13 protein-coding genes are annotated in these 19,548 nt (G+C 72.4%); 4 read left to right on the plus strand and 9 right to left on the minus strand.

Going from position 1 to position 19,548, the window contains the following annotated elements:
- Window positions 1–15: 15 nt before the first annotated feature.
- Both AB0B94_RS23510 and AB0B94_RS23515 read right to left on the minus strand, forming a co-directional pair.
- The gene (locus AB0B94_RS23510) at window positions 16–1,191 is read right to left on the minus strand and encodes a HAMP domain-containing sensor histidine kinase (protein ID WP_357283985.1); all 1,176 of its coding nucleotides are present in this window, start codon (window positions 1,189–1,191) and stop codon (window positions 16–18) included.
- Window positions 1,188–1,856 (minus strand): response regulator transcription factor, encoded by a 669-nt coding sequence (locus AB0B94_RS23515; RefSeq protein WP_357283989.1) that lies wholly within the window; start codon window positions 1,854–1,856, stop codon window positions 1,188–1,190. The genes AB0B94_RS23510 and AB0B94_RS23515 overlap by 4 nt, the downstream gene beginning before the upstream one ends.
- Window positions 1,857–1,998: 142 nt before the next feature.
- Between AB0B94_RS23515 and AB0B94_RS23520 the strand changes: the two genes are divergently transcribed.
- On the plus strand, window positions 1,999–3,150 hold the full coding sequence (locus AB0B94_RS23520) for a peptidase C39 family protein (protein ID WP_357283993.1): 1,152 nt from the start codon (window positions 1,999–2,001) through the stop codon (window positions 3,148–3,150).
- On the opposite strand, the gene AB0B94_RS23525 is transcribed toward AB0B94_RS23520, so the two are convergent.
- Window positions 3,151–4,434 carry a PQQ-binding-like beta-propeller repeat protein gene (locus AB0B94_RS23525; protein ID WP_357283996.1) on the minus strand — a complete coding sequence of 428 codons (1,284 nt, stop codon included), beginning with the start codon at window positions 4,432–4,434 and terminating at the stop codon, window positions 3,151–3,153.
- Window positions 4,431–5,729 (minus strand): PQQ-binding-like beta-propeller repeat protein, encoded by a 1,299-nt coding sequence (locus tag AB0B94_RS23530; protein WP_357283999.1) that lies wholly within the window; start codon window positions 5,727–5,729, stop codon window positions 4,431–4,433. Before AB0B94_RS23530 ends, AB0B94_RS23525 begins: the two co-directional genes overlap by 4 nt.
- A gap of 109 nt (window positions 5,730–5,838) precedes the next feature.
- On the opposite strand from AB0B94_RS23530, the gene AB0B94_RS23535 reads away from it, so the two are divergent.
- Window positions 5,839–7,725, plus strand: a complete 1,887-nt coding sequence (locus AB0B94_RS23535; protein WP_357284495.1) for a hypothetical protein — start codon at window positions 5,839–5,841, stop codon at window positions 7,723–7,725.
- Here AB0B94_RS23535 and AB0B94_RS23540 read toward each other — a convergent pair whose 3' ends face one another.
- A complete protein-coding gene (locus AB0B94_RS23540) occupies window positions 7,726–9,522 on the minus strand; it encodes a hypothetical protein (protein WP_357284002.1) in 1,797 nt (598 codons plus the stop codon).
- Entirely contained in the window at window positions 9,522–11,285 is a 1,764-nt protein-coding gene (locus tag AB0B94_RS23545) for a hypothetical protein (RefSeq protein ID WP_357284498.1), read from the minus strand. Before AB0B94_RS23545 ends, AB0B94_RS23540 begins: the two co-directional genes overlap by 1 nt.
- 389 nt (window positions 11,286–11,674) lie before the next feature.
- Here AB0B94_RS23545 and AB0B94_RS23550 point away from each other — a divergent pair, with 389 nt between their 5' ends.
- Complete coding sequence (locus AB0B94_RS23550) at window positions 11,675–12,841, plus strand: hypothetical protein (protein WP_357284501.1); 1,167 nt, start codon at window positions 11,675–11,677, stop codon at window positions 12,839–12,841.
- 439 nt (window positions 12,842–13,280) lie between these two features.
- Here the strand turns inward: AB0B94_RS23550 and dxs are convergent, their stop codons facing one another.
- The 3 genes from dxs to AB0B94_RS23565 all read right to left on the minus strand — a co-directional run bounded on the left by dxs (window position 13,281) and on the right by AB0B94_RS23565 (window position 18,717).
- Complete coding sequence (gene dxs / locus AB0B94_RS23555; RefSeq protein WP_357284005.1) at window positions 13,281–15,227, minus strand: 1-deoxy-D-xylulose-5-phosphate synthase; 1,947 nt, start codon at window positions 15,225–15,227, stop codon at window positions 13,281–13,283.
- 93 nt (window positions 15,228–15,320) lie between these two features.
- Window positions 15,321–16,562 (minus strand): TRAM domain-containing protein, encoded by a 1,242-nt coding sequence (locus AB0B94_RS23560; RefSeq protein ID WP_357284504.1) that lies wholly within the window; start codon window positions 16,560–16,562, stop codon window positions 15,321–15,323.
- A gap of 70 nt (window positions 16,563–16,632) precedes the next feature.
- Window positions 16,633–18,717, minus strand: coding sequence for an APC family permease (locus AB0B94_RS23565; RefSeq protein ID WP_357284011.1), 2,085 nt, complete (start codon window positions 18,715–18,717; stop codon window positions 16,633–16,635).
- A gap of 163 nt (window positions 18,718–18,880) precedes the next feature.
- Between AB0B94_RS23565 and AB0B94_RS23570 the strand changes: the two genes are divergently transcribed.
- Window positions 18,881–19,546 carry a TrkA family potassium uptake protein gene (locus AB0B94_RS23570; protein ID WP_112586756.1) on the plus strand — a complete coding sequence of 222 codons (666 nt, stop codon included), beginning with the start codon at window positions 18,881–18,883 and terminating at the stop codon, window positions 19,544–19,546.
- Window positions 19,547–19,548: the final 2 nt, after the last annotated feature.

The following is a 19,548-nucleotide window of genomic DNA, read 5'->3' on the forward strand; positions in this document are numbered from 1 at the left end:
GGCGCGCAACCCCGATCAGCCGGCGACCGACACCGTTGCGGGCACGGCCGGGGCATCCGACGACGGCAGGGTGACAGTCACCTCAAGGCCACCGCCGGGCTGCGCGACCACCCGTACGGCGCCGCCGTGCGCGGTGCAGACCGCCCGGACGATGGACAGCCCCAGGCCGGAGCCACGAGCTCCGGTGCGTTCCCGGCCACCACGGCGGAACGGCTCGAACAGCCCCGGCACGTCGGCCTGGTCCACCTCGAAACCGGTGTTCCCCACCACCAGCCAGGACCGGTCACCGTCGGTGCCGGTACGCACCCAGAGCCGCCCGTGCAGGTGGTTGTAGCGGACCGCGTTCTCGATCAGGTTTCCGGCCAGCCGGTCGAGCAGCCCCGGGTCGCCGACGACCGGCGCCGACTCCAGCGACGTCTGCACCCGCAGGCCGATCCGTTCCACCTCGCGGCGCATCGCCGACAGTGCGTTGGCGGTGCCCGCGGCGAGGTCACACTCGGTACGCCGGCCCAGTTGCCGCCCAGCCTGCGCCTCGCTGCGGGCCAGCACCAGCAGCGCGTCCACCAGGCCGTTGGCCCGCTCGGAGGCGTCGCGGACCACTGTCGCCATCCGTCGGTACTCGGCGGTGTCCGCGTCGTCGTCGCTGAGCGTCACGTCAATTTCCGTCCGCATCACGGCGAGCGGGGTACGCAGCTCGTGCGACGCGTTCGCCACGAAGCGCTTCTGGGCCTCGAAGGCGGACGCGATCCGGTCCAGCATGGCGTCGAACGTCTTGGCCAGCTCGGCCACCTCGTCGTCGGCGCCCGAGTAACCGATCCGCTGGTCCAGGGTCGCCTCACCGAGCCGCTGGGCGGTCGCCGTGACCTGGTGCAGTGGGCGTAACGCCCGACCGGCCACCGCGTACGCGCCGGCCACCCCGACCACGCTGATCGCCAGCAGCGCGACCAGGCCCTTGGCCAGCAGCTCCCCGGAGGCGGCATCGACCAACTGCCGCTGCCACTGGGCGGCGTCCATCTGCCGGCCGTCGGAGAGCAGCACCATCGTGCCGGGCACCAACTCGTCGGTGGGTCGCAACGCGTCGCGGACCAGCAACCAGGCCAGCAACACCAGGATCGCTCCGGCCCCGATCAGCAGCACCCCGTTGAGCAGTGTCAGCCGCAACCGCAGGGTGGGTCGCAACCGCCGGCTCATGCGCTCGCCTCGGCGGTGCGGTAGCCCGCGCCGACCACCGTCTCGATCAACGGCGGGTCACCGAGCTTCTTACGGAGCGTCATCACCGTGACCCGGACGATGGTGGTGAACGGGTCGGTGTTCGCGTCCCAGACCCGTTCCAGCAGCTCCTCGCTGGAAACCACCGCGCCCCGCGCCTTGAGCAGTTCGCTGAGCACACCGAACTCCTTGTTGGTGAGGTCCACCGGCACCCCCGCGCGGGTGGCCACCCGGCGGGCCGGATCGAGCACCAGGTCGGCCAGTTCGAGCACCGGCGGCGCGGCCGGGGTGGCCCGCCGGCCCAGCGCCTGCACCCGGGCGACCAGCTCGTCGAAGGCGAACGGTTTGGGCAGGTAGTCGTCCGCGCCGAGCTGCAACCCCTCCACCCGGTCGGCCACAGTGCCGCTGGCGGTGAGCATCAGCACCCGGGTCAACGCGCCGGAGGCCGCCAGGTCGGCGCAGATCTGGTCGCCGTGCACACCCGGCAGGTCGCGGTCGAGCACCACCACGTCGTACCTGGTGATGAACGCCGCCTCGTGGCCGGCGTCGCCGTCGTACGCCACGTCGACCGCCATCCCCCGCTTGCGCAACCCCCGTGCGATCGCGTCGGCGAGGTTGCGCTCGTCCTCGACCACCAGTACCCGCATCCCGGCCTCCTCGCTGCTGACCACCGACAACCTAGTGCCGGCCGGCAACCATCGTCCCTCGCCGTGCGCGCCGGCCGGCGTTGCGGGCCACCGCGGCGTACGCGATGCTGGCCGGCGGTATCGAGCGACGGACGGACCTGGCATGACCACTGCGGCACCACCCACCCGGCGAGACATCGCCTACCGGGGTTTCCACCTGCCGGCCGACACGACCAGCGGCAGCGGCGACGGCCTGCACGCCAGCGGTCGAGGGCTCACCCTCGACGGCGTCGCCCCGCAGGGCACCTGGACGTCGCCGCCGGTACCTGTCGGCTTCGCCGTCGCCGAGCTGGTGCCGTCCTGGACGGCCGACACCCCGCACGGCTGCTGGATCGCTGTCGACCTGCGCGGCTGGCACGACGACGCACCCAGCACCGACTGGTACCGCCTGGCCCACTGGGCCGCCGACGACCACACGGTACGGCGCACCTCGCTGCCCGGACAGCGCGACAGCGCCGCCCGGGTCGACACCGACACCCTGATCGTGACCGGAGCGACGGTCACCGGTTGGCAGGCGCGGGTGACCTTGTGCCGGCCCGCCGGCAGCCCGACCGGCCCGGTGCTGCGCAGCATCGGCGCGGTCGCCACCGGCCCCACGACGGCTCACCAGGGGTACGCGGCAGAGCCCGTCCCGTCCGCTGCCTGGGGCCGGGTGTTGGACGTGCCCCGCTACTCGCAGCGGCTGCACGCCGGCCAGTACCCGCAGTGGGGCGGTGGCGGGGACTCCTGGTGCAGCCCCACCTGCACCTCGATGGTGCTCGCCTACTGGGGCGCCGGGCCGACGCCGGACCGCTACGCCTGGGTGGAGCCGTCCGGCCCGCGTCCGGTGGTCGTGCACGCCGCCCGACACTGCTACGACCACGCGTACGCCGGGGCCGGCAACTGGCCGTTCAACACCGCGTACGCCGGGCTGCACGGGGTGGACGCGTTCGTCACCCGGCTGCGGTCGCTGGTCGAGGCGGAGGCGTTTCTCGCCGCCGGCATCCCCCTGATCGTCTCCGCCGCGTTCCGGGCCGACGAGGTGCCGGGGCTCGGGTACGACACCGGAGGGCACCTGATGGTGCTTGTCGGCTTCACCGCCGACGGCGATCCGGTGCTCAACGACCCGTACGCCCCGGACGACGACGCGGTCCGTCGCACCGTGCCCCGGCAGGGGTTCGAGGCGGTCTGGCAACGCGGCAGCGGCGGGGTGGCGTACGTGCTGCGGCCCGCGTCGGCGCCGCTGCCCCCGCCCCCCACCCAGGCGAACTGGTGATCAGCCGGCCAGTTTCCAGAGCTGGTACGAGCCGGTGGTGGTGGCGACGCACACCAGGTAGCCGGTGACCGCCTGACACCCGCCGGTGACATCGGGCAGCACGTCCACGATGTGCACCTTTCCGGCGGCGATGTCCAGCTCGCCGACGAGCACCCCTCCGTCGGGATGCCGGCGCAGGCCGAGCAACCGGCCGCCAACACCGAGCTGGTACAGCTCCCACCGGCCCAGGTCGGCCAACTGCTGGCCGGTCAGCGCATCGAGCACGACGTACTGCTCCGACGGACCGACGCCGCTGATGTTGGCCATCAGTCGGCCGTCGGTCGGCCAGGCCCACCCCCACTGGCTGCTGCGCCAGCGCACCTCGCCGGTCGCCGGGTCGAGCGCCTGTAGCTCGTTGTTGCCGGTGCGCAGACACAGGACGGGTCCACAGTCCAGCGCGAAGTCGATGTGCACCCTGGCGCGGGTCCAGCGCGGCTTGAGCTGGTCCAGCTCGTACGCGGTGACGGTGCCCGAGCCTCTGTCGAGGGCCAGCAGCAGGTCGTTCGTCAGGTCCAGTCCGATCCGACCGCCGTCGGGTGGGCGCAGGTCGGCGCGGGCCAGCACCGCGCCGGTGTTCGCGTCGCGTACCTCGACCGGCCCGTCCAACTGGTTGAGCACCACCCGGTCCACCCCGAGCCCGGTGTCCCGCACCCTCATGTCGGGGCTGAGGCCGGACAGCTCCCAGCGCACGGTGCCGCAGCACGGATCCACAGCGCGCAAACTGGACGGTTCGGTCTCGCCGCCGTTGCGCAGCAGCAGGTTGCCGTCGGTCAGTTTGGAGACGGCGCCCGGCTGCTGCCACCGGTACGCCCCGGTCGCCCGGTCCAGTGCGACGGTGAGTGTGTCCCGACCCTCCGGGCCGATCTCGTACCCGGTGGCCAGCAGCATCCCGGCCAGCGGAATCATCCCCCAGTACCGAGCCTGCGCCGGCAGCGTCACCTGCCAGACCGGCTCGACGCCGGGCAGCCGATACGCGGCCAGCCGCGCCTGCCGCGCTTCGGTGCTGGCCGGCTCCATGACCAGGAGCAGGTCACCATCGATCATGACATCGGACCCGGGTCGGCCCGGCAGCGTCACCGGGGCCCGCCGGGGCGGTACGACGGCGGACGCGGCGAGCGTGACCAGCGCCAGCACCATGACCAGCGCAGAGCGCAGCGGGCGACCGTGAGCGCGAGGTGGGCGGGGCGTCGACTCCGGGTCCCTGTCGTCCCGCAGCTCGCCGAGGTCGATCACCGAGTCGGTCACCGCGTCAACCTCCACAGAGCGGTAGTGCCGTCGAGGCGTTGGCAGAGCAGGACCGGCAGGGACGCCTGGCAACTGCCGGCGATGCCCGGCAGCACGTCGACGATGCGCGTTCGGCCGGCTACCAGGTCCAGTTCGGCGACGACCATCCGACCGTCGTCACCCCGCCGCACACCGACCAGCGGGTCGTCAGGCCGCAGCACCGGCATCAGACTCCACGCGCCCAGCTCGGTCCGCGTCTGCCCGGTGGCCGCGTCCCGCACCGCGTACCCCTGGCCCGGTCTGGCCATCAGGAGCCGACCGTACCGGACGTCGGCCAGGACGTCCTGGCCCGGTTCCGACCACCGCACTGCGCCGGTGCCCGGGTCGAGCACCTGGAGGCCGCCGGTCTGCGGCACCGCGCAGAGCAGACCGCCGCATCCGAGCACATGCGACACCAGTGTCACCTCCGAGGTCCACAGTGGCTCCAGCTCGGCCAGCCCGAAGCTCACCAGTCGGGTGCTGCCCGGCGGGACGAGCAGCAGCAGGTCGTCGACGATCTGCACCCGCTGGTACGCCGACCGGTCACCGGGCAGCGTGTCGATGCTGCGCAGCAGTTGGCCAGTGCCGGCGTCGTGCACCTGCACCTCGCCGGTCGGTTGCAGGAGCACGAACCAATCGACCTGCCCCTCGGGGTTCAGGTGGTAGGCCGGGCTGGCGGCCGGCGGGAGCGGCACCGACCAGAGCACCAGGCCGGTGTCCGGCGCAACGCCGCTCATCGCGCCCGACCCGTCCTCCCGGCCATTGGTCACCAGCAGGCCACCGCCGGGCGTCGGCTGGGGAGCGCCGGGGTGCTGCCAGCGTTGCCGGCCCGTCGCGGTGTCGAAGGCGGTGGTCTGGAACCGCCTGTTCGGGGCGCCGACCGCCAACGCCAGCACCAGACCCTGCTCGACCCGGACGTCGAGGTAGTTGCCGGTGCGGGCCAGCGGCGCCCGCCACCGCCGCCGCACCCCGGCGCCGGTCGGTGTCGGCTGGGCGTACGCGGTCAGGTACCGGGCCCCGTCGGGCGCGGGCGGATCGACGACGAAGACGCCGTCCCCGGCCAGGTACGCGGTGGCCGTCCGCGACGCCGGCACCACGCTCACCGTTCGCTGCGTCGACGGCGCGGCGCCGGCCAGCACCACCAGGCTGAGAAACAGCACAGTCGCGCTGCGCAGCGGGCGACCAACGGCGCGCGGGCGGCGAACCGGAGATGCCGACACGGGCTCGTCGCGCATCTCGCCCAGCTCGATGATCGACAACGACCGTTCCTCCGTCACCAGGTAAGGCTGGCCGACGGGTCACCATCCGGCAAACCGACAGTCAGCGCACCGGCCCGGCAAAAGCGACGGAACCCCGCCTGTACGATGGCGCGTCGTGGCTGTGCCGGTGGTAGACCCTTCGCTGATTCCCGTGACCGACGCCGACCCGGCCGAGGTCGAGTCGACACGGCGGCCTCGACGCCGTCCGGCCCGAGCCGACCTGTTGGCCCTCGGAGCCTATGTGCTGCTGGGTGTCTTCGTCTGCCTCAACTACTGGGGTGACGTCAACGGTCGGGTCTCCTCCCACCTGCCCACCGATCACAGTTGGTTCGAGTGGCTGTTCGCGCACGGCGAGTACTCGGTGCGGCACCTGGAGAACCCGCTGTTCACGGCCCGTCAGAACGCCCCGGACGGGGTGAACATGATGGCCAACACCTCGCTGCTCGGGGTGACCCTGCCGCTGGCCCCGCTGACCATGCTGCTCGGCCCCCAGGTGATGTACGCGCTCTACCTGGGCGCGGCGCTGGCGGCCACCGCCGGCACCGGATACTGGATGCTCTCCCGCCACCTGGTGCGCTCCCGGGCGGCGGCGTTCGTCGGCGGCGCGTTCCTCGGCTTCGCGCCGGGAATCATCCACCACGCCAACGGCCAACCGAACTTCGTTTCCAACTTCCTGCTCCCGCTGATCGTGGTGCGGGTGTTGACCCTGGGTGAGCCGGGCCGGTGGCGACGCAACGGGCTCGTGCTCGGTGCGCTGGTGGCGTACCAGATCTTCATCAACGAGGAGATGCTGCTGCTCACCGCGCTGGCCTGCCTGGTCATCGTGCTGGCGTACGCCGTGCAGCGGCCGCAGGCCACCCGGGCCGCGGCCGGCACGTTCCTGGCCGGGCTCGGCGTCGCCGGTGGGCTGGCCCTGGTGCTCACCGCGTACCCGATCTGGTTCCAGTTCAACGGCCCGCAGTCCTACCGGGGCCTGCAGGGCGGCGTGTTCCACAACTGGGGCGAGGACCTGGTCGCCTTCGTCACCTTCGCCCGGGACACCTGGGCCGGTGACCCGGCCGTGGAGAAGACGATCGGTCTGACCGAGCAGAACACCTGGTTCGGTTGGCCGCTGGTGCTGCTCTCGGTGGTGGCTCTGGTGCTGCTCGTACGCCGCTCGCTGGCCGCCCGGATCGCCGCGGTGCTCATCGTGGTGTTCAGCGTTGCCGCGATCGGGCCGTTCGTGCGGTTCAACGGTGTGGAGACGGGCGTGCGCGGCCCGTGGTCGTACGTGTCGGACGACCTGCCGCTGGTCGAGATGATGATGCCGACCCGGTTGACGCTGGTGGTCGCCGCCGCGGTGGGCGTACTGCTCGCGTTGACCTGGGACGCCGCGCACCGCCAGGGGCGCGCGGTGGCCGACCGGCCGCGGCTGCCGGCCCAGCGGGTGCCCGAGACGACGTCGGCGACGTCCGACGACGAGCCGGCCGCGCCAGCCGCCACGCGCCGCCGGTGGCTGCGCCCGGTGGGGTACGCGGCGGTCGCGCTCGCCGTGCTGCCACTCTTCCCCCGCCCGCTGCCCGCCCAGCAGATCGACCCGCCGCCGCACTTCATCACCGCGGGCGGCTGGCGGCCGTACGTGCCGGCGGGTCGAACCCTGGTGCCGGTGCCGATCCCGAGCAACGTGCACGGTCTGCCGACGCTGCGGTGGAGTGCGCTGACCGGGCAGGAGTTCCCCGTTCCGGGCGGCTACTTCATCGGCCCGAACGAACTGGGTGAGGGAGTCTTCGGTGCGCCGAACCGACCGACCAGCTCCCTCATCTACGCCACGATGGACAGCGGCACGCTTCCGGCGCTGACCGACGAGAACCGCCGGCAGGCCGTCGAGGACCTGCGGTTCTGGCGGGCGTCGGTGGTGGTGCTCGGGGCGCACCCCCGCGAGGCGGTGCTGCGTGAGCTGGTCACCGCCCTGCTCGGGTCACCGCAGCGGGTCGACGACGTCTGGGTCTGGGACGTGCGGGCCCTGGTGGGTTAGTCAGCCGACCCGGTCCCGGACGTCCCACAACCAACCGCCGTCGACCGGTCGGCCCGGGCCGAGCAGGTCGTCGACGGTCCGGCGGACCGGGTCAGAGTGCTCCAGGTGCCCGAGTACGACCACCGCGGCACGCCAGTGCCGCAGGTCCTCGACGGCCCGGCGGCGGTCGGCGTCGGTGAGCACCGGCACCGCTCCGGTCTCGGCCACCTGCCGCAGCAGCACCGACGTGGGCCGGTCCGGCGCGCCCCAGCGGGCCGCCGGGTCGTCGGGGCCGCTGGGGCCGATGAAGTAACCGCCCGGCGCGGCGAACCCCAGTCCGGTACGGGCGGACCAGAGCATCACCGGGCTGCGCCCGGCACCGGTGACCGGGGGCACCGCGACCACCGTCCGACCGGGCGGCACCAGCGGACGCCAGCCCCCAGCGGCGAGAAACGCCGGCACCGGCGCGACCGGCACCACGCGGATCGGAGTCGGAAACAGGGGCAGCAACGCGGCGGCGACCGCGCCGGCCCACAGCAGCCGCACCGGTAGACCCGCCGCCACGTTCGGCCTCCGCGCGGCCCGGACCCGGTCCACTGACAGCGCCACCAGCACACCCAGCACCGGAACGCAGACCAGCGCGAACCGGGCCGGCACCGCGAGATCGAGCAACGGCAGCCCGCCGACCAGCCGGTACGGCCCCGCAATGCCGATGGCCGCACCGTCCACCCGCAACTCGTCGCCGAGCGAGAGCAGGGCGAAGACCACGCCGCAGACGGCCAGTGCCCGCACCAGTGGTCGCCGCCACTGCCAGATCACGATCACCACGGCGAGCACCAGCAGGCCCGGGCCGAAGAACGAGTTCTCCTCTGTCGGATTCGGCGAAAGCAGCCCCGGCAACCAGTCGTCACCCAGCACCGTCTGCCGGGCCGACGCGGTGAACGAGGCGACGTCCAGTTGGAAGCCCTGCGTGGCGAACGCCATCCCGGAGTAGTGCTGCGGGCCGTGGAACTGGAACCACAGCGGGTACGCCAGCGGCACCGCCGCCACGCCGGCCGCCACCGCCAGACGACCGAAGAGGGCCGGTGCCAACCGCCGTGCGGCCACCCGGTCGGCGAGCGCGTAACCCAGCGCGAAGACGCCGGCCGCGAGCACCAGGAAGACCAGCACCTCCTCGCCGATGAAGACCTGCCAGACGAGCAGCAGCCCCAGGCCGACGCCGGGCCGCCACACGCCGTCTCGCGTCGTCTCCGCGGCCGGCCGGAACACCAGGGCGAGGATCGCGGGCACCAGGAACTGGGCGGCGATGTGCAGGTGGGCGCCCGCTTGGGCGATCATGCCCGGGGCGAAGCCACAGATCAGCCCACCCACCGCGGCCGGGGCCCGGCCGCCGACCAGCCGGCGACGCAACAGCACGTACCAGGCGACGGCCGTGCCGGCGAGGCAGCAGACGACCGCCACGCAGAACGCCACCTGTGAGCCGAAGAGCACTGTGACCGGGGTGAGCGGGACACCCAGGCCGAGCACCGAGGTGTTCGCCATCAGGTTGACCCCGTCGGGCGCGTTCAACACGGTGCTGAAGAGCGGGTTCTCCCCCTCGAGCACCGCGTGCGCCGCGTGGGCCAGCATCCACTCGAAGAGGATCTGGTCACCCGCCTGGTGGAACAGCAGCCACTGGTGACCCCACTGCCCGCCGGCCACCAGCACGGCGAGGCCCAGATAGCCGGCCACCACCAGCGCGTCCCGCAGCCAGGCCGAGCGGGACGCGCCGACCGTCGCCGGGGGCGAGATGTTCGGGGACGTCGTCCCGGTGGTCATCAGACCGAACGGTCGCTGATCGTCCGGACGTCCCAGACCCAGACGTCCAACTCCTGGCGGCCCGGACCGACCAGCTCCTCGACGGTACGTCGCAGTGGCTCGGCGTTCTGCTGCCGCACCGGCAGCACCAGGATCGCCGCCCGCCAGTGCCGCAGCTCGTCGGTGAAGCGGCGACGCTGCCGATCGTCCAGCTTTGGCGTACGACCGGTGGTCGCCACCTCCTCCAGCATCTGCCCCACCCCGCTGGGACGGCCGCCGAACCGGCCCGCGTCACCGGTGTTGCCGTTGCGGGGCGCGAGGAAGTAACCGCCGGGGATCTTGAAGTCGAGGTTGGTGGCCGCCGCCCAGCGCATGCCGTGCGTGTTGCCCATGCTGGGCACCGGGATCGGCACCAGCGTCTGGTCCGGCCCGACGTACGCCCGCCACCGGTCCGCCGTGATGAAGTCCGGCACCGGCGGCCGGGAGACCATCCGCAGCGGCATCGGCGCGATCGGCAGCAGCGCGAAGGCCAGGCCCGCAGCGGTGAGCACGTGGACGGTACGACGGTCGGCCGGGCGTAGCGCCCAGGCCCGTTCGACGGCGAGTGCCAGCAGCAGGCCGATCACCACGCTGGTGATGAGCCCGAACCGGGTCGGCACCACCGCGTCCAGCAGCGGCAGGTGGACCAACCACTGCCACGGCCCGGTGATCAGCTCGCGGTCCCACCAGGAGACCCCCTCGCCGAGTGAGAGCACGGCGAAGAACACGCCGGTCACCGCGAGCGCCCGAACGATCAACTCCCGGCGCAGCCAGACCACGATGCCGATGGCCAGCATCGACAGGCTCCAGCCGAAGAAGGCATTCTCCTCGGAGTAGTTCGGCGCCAGATTGATGTTGGCTCGCTGGTTGCCGCCGAGGGTGGGCGAGCCGGGGGCGAAGAAGGCGGCGATGTCGTTGCCGTAGTCCTTCACCGCGTCACTGAGCCCGTGGTACGCCATCGGCCCGGCGAACTGCACGTAGAGCGGGTACGCCAGCAGCGCTCCCGCCAGCAGCGCGCAGGTCACCACGCCGACGCCCAGGGGTCGCCACGCCGCCCGCCACCGGGCCGGCTCCTGGGCGAGCACCGCCAGCAGGAAGACGCCGCAGGCCAGCGCCGTGAAGAGCAGGATCTCCTCGTTGATGAACGCCTGCACGGTGACCAGCAGGGCGAGCAGGGCCCCGTCCCGCACCGGCTTTACCGACCGGGTGAGCACCAGCACCCGCCACACGATGAACGGCAGCAGGAACTGGCTGATGATGTTCGGGTGCCAACTGGCGTGCGAGAGCATCGCGGGCGAGAACCCGCAGAACCAGCCGCCGACCGCCGCCGCGAGCGGGGTACGCACCAGGTGGCGGGAGAGCATCAGGTACCAGGCCATGGCGGTGCCGGCGAGGCCGAGCGTTACCAGCACCACGAAGGAGACCGCCGGCCCGAAGAGCAGCGTCACCGGGACCATCGGGATGCCCAGCGCCAGCACCGCCGTGTTGGCCATCAGGTTGACGCCGTCGGGGTAGTTGAACTGCTCGGTGTAGAACGGGTACTCGCCGTGCAGCACCACGCGTACCGAGTGGGCGAGGAAGAACTGCACCTGCGCCGGGTCACCGGTGTAGAGCGAGGCCACCCGACCGGAGGGGTCCAGCCAGATCCGGCTGGTCACCCAGAGCGCGGCGAGCAGGAACAGTCCACCCACCGCCAGGTGCTGCCGACGCCGGGTCCACCGTCGCCACCACGCCCGCGTCGGCACCGCGCTCTTCGTCGGCGTTTCGGGCTCGGCCGGCGCTGTGGTGGGGGCGGCCGGCGCTCCGGGCTCGGCCGGCGCTGTGGTGGGGGCGGTCAGCGCGGGCGGGCCGGCGAAGAGACCCGCCGGTGTGCGGTAGCTCACCAGCTCGGCGGAGTCGGCTGCCGCCTCCGGGTGCGGCGCGGGCAGGGCGCGGGACTCGGCAGGCGTCACAGTCGGCGGAGTCTACCGGAGCAACCAAAACGCCCTAAACCCCCGGTGCTGTCCATTGTGGTGGTTCGGATGCCGGCCAACTGAGGTGCCGCATCGGACATCTCGTACTATGGCGCTTTCCGACAGCGACGGCGAGGCGATCGGGGGCGGATCAGGTGACTCCAGGCCGTCGGTACGGCAGGGTGCTTCCCGTCCTGCTGAGCGCGCTGCTGGCCGGCACGGCCTGCGGCCCGGTAGCCGAACGGAAGCCGCAGGACCTCCGGGTCGGGTACGACAGCCTGGACGGCACCCTCGCGGTGTGGCCGCCCCGGGGTGACCTCTCCGGGGACGCCACGGCGACGGCGGCGGTCACCGCTGCGGTCCGGGGCTGGCGGTCGCCGGCCGACGACCGGGCGCACCTGCCCTCCTCGGGCATCCTCTTCTCCGGTCGGGTGGACGGCGCCCCGGTGGCGCTGGTGGCCGCCGACGTACCCGGCGAAAGCGCGTCCTGGCTGCTGCAACTGACCCGCGAGGGCGACCGGTACGCGGTGACCCGCGCCACCGAGTACACCGATCCGGGTTACCTCGTCTACTCCGACGTGCTGCCGGTGCAGACGACCGGCGGCCGGCGGTACCTGGTCTCGGCCCGGGTGCAGAGCCTCCTCGGGCCACAGGACCGGACGTTGACCATCGCGGACGGTCTCAGCGCACCGGTCGACGTGCCGTCCTGCACCGCCGTCGGCGTTACCGCGACGCTGCGGACCACCGAGTCGCTCCCCCGTGGGCGGGCCGCCGACCGGCTGCTCGACCTGGGCACCGGCACCGTCGACCCGCGCTACCCGTTGGTCCGCGACGAGTCCGGCACGGGCCGGCGGGCGCTCAACGGCCTGGACACCTGTGTGCTGTCCGGCGATCGGGGCCCCTTCGGCAGCATCCCCCGCCGGATCGGGGACCGGGACGCCCCACGCTCGGTGCCGACGTCCTGGCCGATGGCGAAGCTGACCGTACGCTCGCTCGGCGAAGTCGCCCTTGGCGGCGGCGAGGCGGCCGAGTTGCAGCAGCTCAGCTGGGACACCGACGCCGGCGCGATGACGGCGGTTATCTATCGACCGGCCGACGGGAGCGCGCCCGTCGTCTCACCAGCCGACCGGGCCACCCCGTTGCAGGCGTACCAACTGCCGGTGCCCGGTCAGCCGCTGGTGGTGCTGAGCTGGCGGCCCACCCGGGACAGCTCCCTGTCCGTTCCGCCGGGCACTCCCCTGTTGGTCGAGCGCCCCGGCCTGGCGGTCATCCCCAGCCCGTCGCGCTCCCAGACCTACAGCCTCGCCAACAGCGACAAAACCCACTACCGCTCAATCTCCCCCCGCTAACCCCCGCCTCCCCACCAAGCGCCCCGCCCCCTCCCTCCCTCCCTCCCTCCCTCCCTCCCCCTCCCTCCCGCGATCTTGCACTTTCTGCCCCGACAAATCGCCAATCAAGGGGCATTCCGTCGACCAAAAGTGCAAGATCGGCGAGCGGAGTGGCGGAACGGAGTGCTCGCACCACCGCACGGCGCCCCTCACTCGGTCGATCATGGAGTTGTGGTGCCCCACAAAAGTCGCGAATCATCAATATCCGCCCACCATTAGTCCTTGATCGACCCGGGATGGCGGGGGTGCGGCGGGGCGGGGCGGGCGCGGTGCGGCGGGTGGGGTGGGTGGGGTGGGGTGACGTGGGGTGGGGTGACGTGGGGCGGGGTGACGTGGGGCGGGATTGAGCGAGGCGGCGGGCACCCCTCGAAGGGGGCCCGCCGCCTCGTGTTACCTGCGGTCAGTTCTGTGCGGCTGCGTCGCTCGGGGTGAGGCGGTCCGGGGTGGCATCCAGGCCGGAGATCCAACCGGTGACGTTGCGGGCCACGTCCTGAGCGGTCAGACCCAGGTCGGCGAGGATCTGCGCGCGGGTGCCGTGCGGGTGCCAGTCGGCCGGCACACCCAGGTCCCTGAGCGGCACCCGGACGTCGGCGTCGCGCATCGCCTGGGCGAGCGCGTCGCCCACCCCGCCGACCCGGACGCCGTCCTCGACGCTGACCACGAGCCGGTGGCGGGCGGCCAGGTCGACAAGCTCCGCCGGGACCGGACGCACCCAGCGGGGGTCGACGACTGTGACGCCGTAGCCCTGCTCGGCGACCCGGGCGGCCACCTCCATGCCCAACTGGCCGAAGGAGCCGACGGCGACGAGCAGCACGTCGGTACGGGCGGACTCGGCCAGCACGTCGACAGTGCCGACCCGGCGCAGCGCCGGCAGGTCCGCGGCGACCGCACCGGTCGGGAAGCGCACCACTGTCGGGCCGTTGTCGACGGCCACCGCCTCGCGCAACTCCTCCCGCAGGGTGGCGGCGTCGCGGGGAGCGGCGATCCGCAGCCCCGGCACCACCCCGAAGACCGACATGTCCCAGATGCCGTAGTGGCTGGGCCCGTCCGGGCCGGTGATGCCCGCCCGGTCCAGCACGAAGGTCACCGGCAGCTTGTGCATCGCCACGTCCAGCAGGACCTGGTCGAAGGCGCGGTTGAGGAAGGTGGCGTAGACCGCGACCACCGGGTGCAGGCCACCGAGCGCCAACCCGGCGGCCGAGGTGGCCGCGTGCTGCTCGGCGATGCCCACGTCGTACACCCGCTCGGGGTACTTGCGGGCCAGCTTGGCGATGCCTGTCGGCTCGGCCATGGCGGCGGTGATGCCCACCACGTCCGGGCGCTCGTCGGCGACGGCCAGCAGCTCGTCGGCGAAGACGTGCGTCCACTTCACCGACGGGGCGGCCAGCAGCGCGCCGGTCTCGACGTCGAAGGCGCTGCTCGGGCCGTGCAGGCAGTCCGCCTCGTCCTCCTCGGCGGGACGGTAGCCGTAGCCCTTGCGGGTGACGGCGTGCACGATGACCGGGCCGCCGAAGTTCTTCGCCGCGCGCAGCGCCGACTCGACAGCGACCACGTCGTGCCCGTCCACCGGGCCCACGTACTTGATGCCGAGGTCCTCGAACATGGCCTGCGGGGCGACCGCGTCCTTGATGCCCTTCTTGACCGCGTGCAGCACCTCGTACATCGGCTTGCCGACGAGCGGCGTGGAGCCGAGGGCGTCCTTGACGGTGTCGAGGACCTTCTCGTAGCCGGGGTTGAGCCGCAGCGAGGAGAGGTGGTCGGCCAGCCCGCCGATCGTCGGCGAGTAGGACCGGCCGTTGTCGTTGACCACGATCACGAGGGAGTTGCCGGCGGTGGCGATGTTGTTCAGCGCCTCCCAGCACATGCCGCCGGTCAGCGCGCCGTCGCCGACGACTGCCACGACGCTGCGTGCCTCGCCCCGCAGGGCGTACGCCTTGGCGAGGCCGTCGGCGTAGGACAGCGCTGTGGAAGCGTGCGAGTTCTCGATGAGGTCGTGCTCGCTCTCCGCCTGGCTGGGGTAGCCGGAGAGGCCACCGCGCTGGCGGAGCTTGTCGAAGCCGGCCTGACGCCCGGTGAGGATCTTGTGTACGTACGCCTGGTGGCCGGTGTCGAACAGGAGCCGGTCCCGGGGGGAGTCGAAGACGCGATGCATGGCGAGCGTCAGCTCGACCACACCGAGGTTGGGCCCGACGTGCCCGCCGGTACGGGAGACCTTGGTGATCAGGAAGTCCCGGATCTCGGCGGCGAGGACGTCCAGTTCCTCGCCGGACATCCGCTTGACGTCCTGCGGACCGCGAACCGTCCCCAGCAGCCGGCCGTGGTTGGCCGTGTCCTCTTCAACACTCATGACCGGAGAGTCTATCGGCCCTGCGGTACTCCGCAGCCTGGCCCGAGCCCCACGCACCCGCACCGGGCCAGGAGTGGGCAGCTGAGCACCCGGTCAGGCGCCGCCCGGGGTGTTCTCCGGCGCGTCCGGGGGAAGCAGCAGCCCGACCTGCTCGACGTGCTGCGTCATCGGGAAGAGGTCGAAGCCCCGTAGCGCCGCCAGCCGCCAACCGAGGTCGGCGAAAGTCCGCACGTCCCGGGCGAAGGCGGCCGGGTCACAGGCCACGTACGCGACCGCCCGCGGACCGGCGGCGGCCAGCGCGCGGACCACCTGGGCTCCGGCCCCGGAGCGCGGCGGGTCGAGCACCACCACGTCGACCGGGCCGGTGATTCGTCGGCGGGCCAGCGCGGTCTCCACCCGGGCCGACACCACCTCGACGCTGGGCAGGTCGGCGAGGTTCTCCCGGGCGGCGGCGACACCCTGCGCGGCCGCTTCGACGAGTGTCACCCGGCCGGTCGCGCCGACCCGTGCGGCCAGCCCGGCGGCGAACAGCCCAGCGCCGCCGTAGAGGTCCCAGGCGACCTCGCCCGGCTGCGGGTCCAGCAACTCCAGCACTGCGGTGGAGAGGGCGTCTGCGGCGGCCGGGTGCACCTGCCAGAACGCGGACACGGGCAGCGTCCAGTCCCGTCCGGCGGCGACCTCGCGGACCTCGGTCGGGCCACTGACCGGGGTGGGCACCCCGTTGCGGATCTCCGTGACGGTCACGTCCCCGCCGGTGCTGGCGACGGTCTCCACCGCCTCGGCGGCCGGCCAGCGCGCACCGGTGGGGCTGAGCACCGGCAGCTGCTGGATGGCCGGGTGGGCGATCCGGCAGCGGTCGATCGGCACCACCTCGTGTGAGCGGTGCTTGAGCAGGCCGGCCCGGTCGGCGGCGTCGACCGCGTAACGGACCCGGGAGCGCCAGCCGAGCAGCCCACCGGGCAGCGCCTCGACCCGGACGCCGAGCCGGTCCAGCTCGACGTCGGTCAGCCCGCCGAGGCGGACCAGTTGCTCGCGGACCACCGCGGTCTTCCAGGCCAGCTGCGCGGCCGGTGCGACGTGCTGGAGGTCGCAGCCCCCGCAGGCACCCGGCTTCGCGTACGGGCAGGGCGGCTCCACCCGGTCCGGTGAGGGCTCCAGCACTGTCACCGCGTCGGCCCGGACGAACCCCCGGTGCACCTCGGTGACCTCGGCGATGACCCGCTCACCCGGCAGCGCGTGCCGGACGAAGACCACCTGCCCGTCCACCCGGGCGACACAGTGCCCGCCGGGGGCGACCGCGTCGACGGTCAGCTCGACCCGGTCCGTCTCGGCCAGGCCCCGCTCGAACGTCGTTGAGGCCGACGCCGTCGGTGTCCCGGGTGTCGCGGTCCGCGGACCGCCCGACTCAGTCACGAGTGTTCCCCATCGTGTCGCTGTTCTCGGGCCCGCCGTCGCCGGGCGGCGCGCTGGCCACCGGCGGCGCGGCGACCAGCGGCGGTGCGGCGCTCCGTGGCCCACGCGCCGGTGTCCGGGACAGCGTGGCGTCCAGCCGGTCCAGGTTCTTGCTCGCTGTCGACGCGAGCTGCCACGGCACGCTGACCACCATCACCCCTGGTTCGAAGAGGAGCCGGCCCTTGAGGCGCAGGGCGCTCTGGTTGTGCAGCAGGTTCTCCCACCACCGGCCGACCACGTACTCCGGGATGAACACGGTGACCACGTCCCGGGGCGACTTGCGGCGGGTGGACGCGACGAAGTCCAGGATCGGGCGGGTGATCTCCCGGTACGGAGAGTCGATCACGGTGAGCGGGATCGCCATCTCCCGTCGCTCCCAGTCGGCCTGCAGGTCCCGGGTGTCCTTCTCGTCCACGTTGACGGTCACCGCTGTGAGCGTGTCCGGCCGGGTGGCGCGGGCGTAGGCGATGGCCCGCAGCGTCGGCTGGTGCAGCTTGCTGACCAGCACGATCGCGTGGTTGCGGGCGGGCAGCACGGCCCGGCCCTCGTCCGGCGGGGTCAGCTCGACGGCGATCCGGTCGTAGTGCCGGCGGATCGCCAGCATCAGTACGTAGATCACCGCCATCGCGGCGATCGCGATCCAGGCGCCGAGCAGGAACTTGGTGATCAGGACGATCACCAGCACCGCGCCGGTCAGGCCCGCGCCGAACGTGTTGATGGCACGGGAGCGGTGCATCCGGCGGCGCGCCTCCGGGTCCCGCTCGGTGCGCAGGTGCCGGTTCCAGTGCCGGATCATGCCGGCCTGGGACACGGTGAACGAGACGAAGACCCCGACGATGTAGAGCTGGATGAGTCGGGTCACCTCGGCCTGGAAGCCGACGATCAGCACGATCGCGAAGAGGGCCAGGAAGACGATGCCGTTGGAGAACGCCAGCCGGTCGCCCCGGGTGTGGAACTGGCGGGGCAGGTAGCGGTCCTGGGCGAGGATCGAGCCGAGCACCGGGAAGCCGTTGAACGCGGTGTTCGCGGCCAGGAAGAGGATCAGGGCGGTCATTCCGGCCACCACGTAGAGCAGGATCGACCCGGAACCGAAGACCGTCTCGCCGAGCTGGGTGGTGACCGTCTTCTGCACGTACCCCTCGGGGCCGGAGACGATCTGCAGGCCCGGGTCCTCGACGAACTGGAGGTGGGTCAGCCGGGACAGCCAGATGATCCCGACCAGCATGCTCACCGAGATGCCGCCGAGCAGCAGCAGGGTGGTGGCGGCGTTGCGGCTCTTCGGCGCCTTGAACGCCGGCACCCCGTTGGAGATCGCCTCGACACCGGTGAGCGCGGCGGCGCCCGAGCTGAACGTCCGCAGCAGCAGGAAGATGAGCGCGAAACCGGTCACGCTGTGCTCGGCCTGGATCACCAGGTCGGCGCTCGGCGCGCGCAGCTCGTCACCCATGACGAAGACCCGGAACAGCCCGGTGAGTAGCATCCCGCCCATCACGATCACGAAGCCGTAGGTGGGGATGGCGAACGCCGTGCCCGACTCGCGCAGCCCACGCAGGTTGACAGCGCTCAGCAGGATCACCGCGCTCACCGCGATCAGGACCTTGTGGGTGGCCACGAACGGGACCACCGAGCCCAGGTTGGCCACCCCGGAGGAGACCGACACCGCCACCGTGAGCACGTAGTCGACAAGCAACGCGCTGGCCACCCCGACGCCGAACTTCGGTCCCAGGTTGACGGTGGCCACCTCGTAGTCGCCGCCACCGGACGGGTAGGCGTGCACGTTCTGCCGGTAGCTCGCCACCACGGTGAGCATGACCACGACCACGGCCAGCGCGATCCATGGCGAGAAGACGTACGCGGAGGCGCCGGCGATGGAGAGGGTCAGCAGGATCTCGTCGGGCGCGTACGCGACGCTGGACAGCGCGTCGGAGGCGAACACGGGCAGCGCGATGCGCTTCGGCAACAGGGTGTGCTGGAGCCGGTCGGACCGGAACGGTCGACCGAGAAGAAGCCGCTTCAGCAGCGAGGTGGGACTGGCCACGAACGCCAAGAGTACGACCACCACGGCGGGGGCGCGGGGGTGGGCGATCACCGCTGCTCGCGACGGCGGGGTACGGTCGGTCCTCGCTGGTGACCGGGACGTGGCAGGCTCGCACTCGAAGGCCGCCGGCAGCGGGAGTGGTACGCACCTTGGGAGGGACAGCGTGCACGTCGTGATCATGGGATGTGGTCGGGTCGGGTCGACCCTCGCCCACAGCCTGGAGTCCCGAGGGCACTCGGTGGCGGTGATCGACCAGGACGCCGACGCCTTCCGCCGGCTCGGCCCCGACTTCGCCGGCATCACGGTGACCGGGGCGGGTTTCGACGGTGAGGTGCTCCGGCAGGCCGGCATCGAGCGCGCGGACGCCTTCGCGGCGGTGTCCAGCGGCGACAACTCCAACATCATCTCGGCCCGGCTAGCCCGCGAGACGTTCGGCGTGTCCCGGGTCGCCGCCCGCATCTACGACCAGCGCCGGGCGCAGGTCTACGAGCGGTTGGGCATCCCCACAGTGGCGACAGTGCGGTGGACGGCGGACCGGATGCTGCGACACCTGGTGCCGGAGGGCAACGTGGAGATCTTCCGCGACCCCACGAGCACCGTGTCGATCGTCGAGGTTCCCGTACACAAGGACTGGATCGGCCGACCGGTGCGGACGCTGGAGGACGCGACCGGGGCGCGGGTGGCCTACCTGATCCGCTTCGGCATCGGCACGTTGCCCACCGGCTCCACCGTCATGCAGGAGGGCGACCAGGTGTTCATGCTGGTCAGCGATGACATTGTGGCGACGGTCACGTCGGTGGCGGCGACGCCGCCGGAAGGAGGGCACTGAGC

It is taken from the genome of Micromonospora sp. NPDC048986, from assembly GCF_040649335.1.
Taxonomy (GTDB): Bacteria; Actinomycetota; Actinomycetes; order Mycobacteriales; family Micromonosporaceae; genus Micromonospora; species Micromonospora alfalfae.

Coding starts and splice junctions, on each gene's coding strand:
- AB0B94_RS23510 (WP_357283985.1), bottom strand. CDS start 1,191: ATGAGCCGGCGGTTGCGACCCACCCTGCGGTTGCGGCTGACACTGCTC.
- AB0B94_RS23515 (WP_357283989.1), bottom strand. CDS start 1,856: ATGCGGGTACTGGTGGTCGAGGACGAGCGCAACCTCGCCGACGCGATC.
- AB0B94_RS23520 (WP_357283993.1), top strand. CDS start 1,999: ATGACCACTGCGGCACCACCCACCCGGCGAGACATCGCCTACCGGGGT.
- AB0B94_RS23540 (WP_357284002.1), bottom strand. CDS start 9,522: ATGACCACCGGGACGACGTCCCCGAACATCTCGCCCCCGGCGACGGTC.
- dxs (WP_357284005.1), bottom strand. CDS start 15,227: ATGAGTGTTGAAGAGGACACGGCCAACCACGGCCGGCTGCTGGGGACG.